The 3227-nt window shown below is 62.2% G+C and carries 5 protein-coding genes; 4 read left to right on the top strand and 1 reads right to left on the bottom strand.

The annotated features are described in order from the left end of the window. A partial coding sequence (locus Y707_RS27375) for an MGMT family protein (RefSeq protein ID WP_035782538.1) occupies nt 1-181 on the bottom strand: 181 nt, incomplete at its 3' end. A 73-nt stretch (nt 182-254) separates the two neighbouring features. Here Y707_RS27375 and Y707_RS0118170 point away from each other — a divergent pair. The 4 genes from Y707_RS0118170 to Y707_RS30130 form a co-directional block, all read left to right on the top strand. After that, nucleotides 255-956, top strand: coding sequence for a 3'-5' exonuclease (locus tag Y707_RS0118170; RefSeq protein ID WP_026536126.1), 702 nt, complete (start codon nt 255-257; stop codon nt 954-956). Nucleotides 957-1201: 245 nt separating this feature from the next. Continuing rightward, a complete protein-coding gene (locus tag Y707_RS0118165) occupies nt 1202-2182 on the top strand; it encodes a methionine ABC transporter ATP-binding protein (RefSeq protein WP_026536125.1) in 981 nt (326 codons plus the stop codon). Then, a complete protein-coding gene (locus tag Y707_RS0118160; RefSeq protein WP_026536124.1) occupies nt 2179-2859 on the top strand; it encodes a methionine ABC transporter permease in 681 nt (226 codons plus the stop codon). Before Y707_RS0118165 ends, Y707_RS0118160 begins: the two co-directional genes overlap by 4 nt. Before the next feature lie 134 nt (nt 2860-2993). Continuing rightward, a partial coding sequence (locus Y707_RS30130) for a helix-turn-helix domain-containing protein (protein ID WP_155852649.1) occupies nt 2994-3227 on the top strand: 234 nt, incomplete at its 3' end.

The raw sequence follows: 3227 nt of genomic DNA, 5'->3' as shown, positions 1-3227 counted from the left end.
CTCCACTGGCGCGGATCACCCGCCACCATGGAATGGAGCTGCCGTAGTGCGACAGGACGGAACCCACCTGGCGGGGGCCGGAGGTTCCCAGCAGCTCGGCGATATCGCCATAGGCGAGCACCCGTCCGGGCGGAATGAGAGCGGCGGTTTCGAGCACCGCCTCAATGTAGTCATCATGCATCTTCCAAGCGTATTCAATACGCACGACGTGGCGGTCACCAAAATTGTCGGAGCCGGCCGATAGCGTTTCAAACATGAACAATTGGCATGAATTACCCAGGGCAGCGTTCGACCTCGAGACCACGGGGCGGGATCCGCACGAAGCGCGGATAGTGACCGCCTCCATCGTCCTCGTCAATGGCGCGGGAGAGGTGGTGCGGACACATGAGTGGATGGCCGCTCCCGAAATCGAAATACCCGCCGAAGCCTCAGCGGTGCACGGAGTCACCAACGAACGCGCCCAGGCTGAAGGTCTGCCCCCGGAGTACGTCACGGCTGAAGTGCTGGCTGTTCTTGAGGGATTGTTCGACGCCGGGATCCCGGTCATGGCGTTCAACGCACCATATGACTTCACCGTGCTGGGTTCTGAATGCCGCCGCTTCGGACTCGTCCCTTCAGAGGCGAAACCGGTCATCGACCCCTTCGTCCTCAACAAACACGTCCACAAGTATCGCCGCGGCAAGCGCACCCTGGTGGCTCTGTGTGAGGAATATCTGGTCGACCTCGAGGAAGCGCATACTTCGGCGGCCGACGCGTTGGCAACCATCCGGCTGGCCGACTGTCTGGCCGCCAAGTTCCCTCAGTTGCGCACCGACGCCGCGAGCCTTCATGACGCCCAGATCCACTGGTGCCACGAGCAGGCCGTCAGTTTCCAAGAGTACCTCCGACGAACAAAACCTGAGGCTGTCATCAGCGGAGACTGGCCGGTCCATGCCGAACTCGTTCCGGTTGGCTGAAGGTCTCTGAGAGCCCGCATCCCGGTCGCCTGAGTGGGGGAAATCACGAGTGACAAAAGCCACCAGACCATGTGGGCGATACAAACCGTCATAATGCCATCAGCCTTTAAAGTGCGTGCAAAAATCATCTTCTGGTGTTGAGCTGACACCGCCGTTCCGACCGGAACACGCCCCCGTCGTCGTAGGCCTCCCGGCTATCCGCCAGGTCAGGTCTATTCCGGCACGCCTGAAAGCCAGAAGGATCCATGATTACCATCAGCGACCTGCGCAAGGTCTACCGTCAGGGCGACCGCGAAGTCATCGCCCTGGACGGTGTGAGCCTGCAAGTACCCAAGGGTTCCATCCACGGCATCATCGGCCACTCCGGAGCCGGCAAGTCCACTCTGGTGCGCTGCCTGACTCTGCTGGACCGGCCGACGTCGGGCACTGTCTCCATTGTCGGTGCGGAGCTGGCCGGGGCAAAGAATTCCGAACTGAGAACCGCCCGGCGAAGGATCGGCATGGTGTTCCAGCACGGGAACCTGCTTGACTCACGCACTGCGGCTGGAAACGTCGCCCATCCCCTTGAACTGGTCAGGACGCCCAAGAGCCGCACCGCCGAGCGGGTGGCAGAGCTGCTCAGCCTCGTCGGTCTCGAAGGGGCTGAAAACGCGTATCCGTCTCAGTTGTCGGGCGGCCAGCGCCAGCGCGTCGGTATTGCCCGCGCCCTGGCGGCGGATCCGCACGTGCTTCTTTGCGACGAACCGACGTCGGCACTGGACCCGAAGACCACGGAGGAGATCCTCGTGCTGATCGAGGACCTTACCCGCCGCTTGCAGCTGACGGTCCTGCTGATCACGCATGAAATGGGAGTGGTCAAGCGTATCTGCGACTCCGTATCCCTGCTCAGCCACGGCAAGATTGTCCAGAGCGGTCCACTGGGCGAAGTGGCGGCCGACCTTGACGGCGCACTATCGAAGGCACTGCTGCCCCTGCCTGCCGGCGCGCCCGCAGCGGACGGCACGGTACTCGAAATCCTCTTTTCCGGAGGCAGCGCCTCGGAGCCGGTGCTGTCCGGAATCACGCGCCGGTTCGACATGGATGTCAATGTCCTGGCGGGCAGCGTCGAGACGCTTGCCGGCAGTGAGTTTGGCAGGCTGCGCGTGCAACTCGAACCGGGTGCAGACGCAGCCGGTGTCCTGAACTACCTGCGCCAGAACCGAGTAGCAGTGGAGGTCGCACAGTGAACTGGTTTACGGAACTGCTGGCGGATCCGGTTGTCACCGAGGCTCTGCCCGTCGCCTTCGTGGAAACGATGCAAATGGTCGGCATCGCCGGCTTGTTCACGGTGCTGATTGGGCTCCCCCTCGGCGTGCTGCTGCATGTGGCGTCGCCCGGCGGCCTGTACCCGATGCCGGTGTTTCACCGGATCGCCTCGGACATCATCGTCAATATCACCCGATCGGTACCCTTCGCGATCCTGATGGTTTCCCTCATTCCGCTTTCCCGGCTGTTGGTTGGAACCAGTCTCGGCCCGGTTGCCGCCTCCGTCTCGTTGAGCATTGGCACCATTCCATTCTTCGCCCGGCTGGTTGAAACGTCCCTGCGCGAGGTCCACTCCGGCAAGATCGATGCCGCGATGGTGATGGGCTCGACCAATATGCAGATCGTCAACAAGGTCCTGCTGCGCGAGTCCATGCCCGGGCTGGCCGCTGCACTGACGACGACGTTGATCACCCTGGTCGGTTATTCCGCCATGTCCGGTCTCATTGGCGGCGGCGGACTCGGCTACATCGCCTACAACTATGGCTTCCAGCGCTTCAACACACCGGTCATGATCGTCACCATCGTGATCATTGTGCTGCTCGTCCAGGTGATCCAGGTCCTGGGAGACCGGGTCAGCAAGACTTTGGACCACCGGTAAGAACCCACCAGCCCACGACGGCGCCGGACCCTTGCGTCGTCGTCGTACTTCCCGGTCATTTGCCGGGAACTGCAGCCAGTAGCCGCTAGTGTGTTGCGCCGTTAGTTCGTTGCTAGTTGTTGGTAGGCTGGAGTATGGCGCAACGAGGACCGGCATTGGCCGAAGTGAGACTCTCCGATACGGAACGTGACCAGTTGGTGCGGTGGGTTCGTAGGCGTAAGTCCGCGCAGGATCTGGCGCTACGTTCCAGAGTCGTGCTGGAGTGCGCGACGGGGGTGTCGAATTCGGAGGTGAGCAGGCGGTTGCAGTTGTCGCTGCCCACGGTTCGGAAATGGCGTTCCCGGTTCCTGGAGCGACGTCTGGACGGT

It is taken from the genome of Arthrobacter sp. H14 (assembly GCF_000520495.1).
Lineage (GTDB): Bacteria > Actinomycetota > Actinomycetes > Actinomycetales > Micrococcaceae > Arthrobacter_C.
This window is presented reverse-complemented; position numbering and strand designations above follow the sequence as displayed.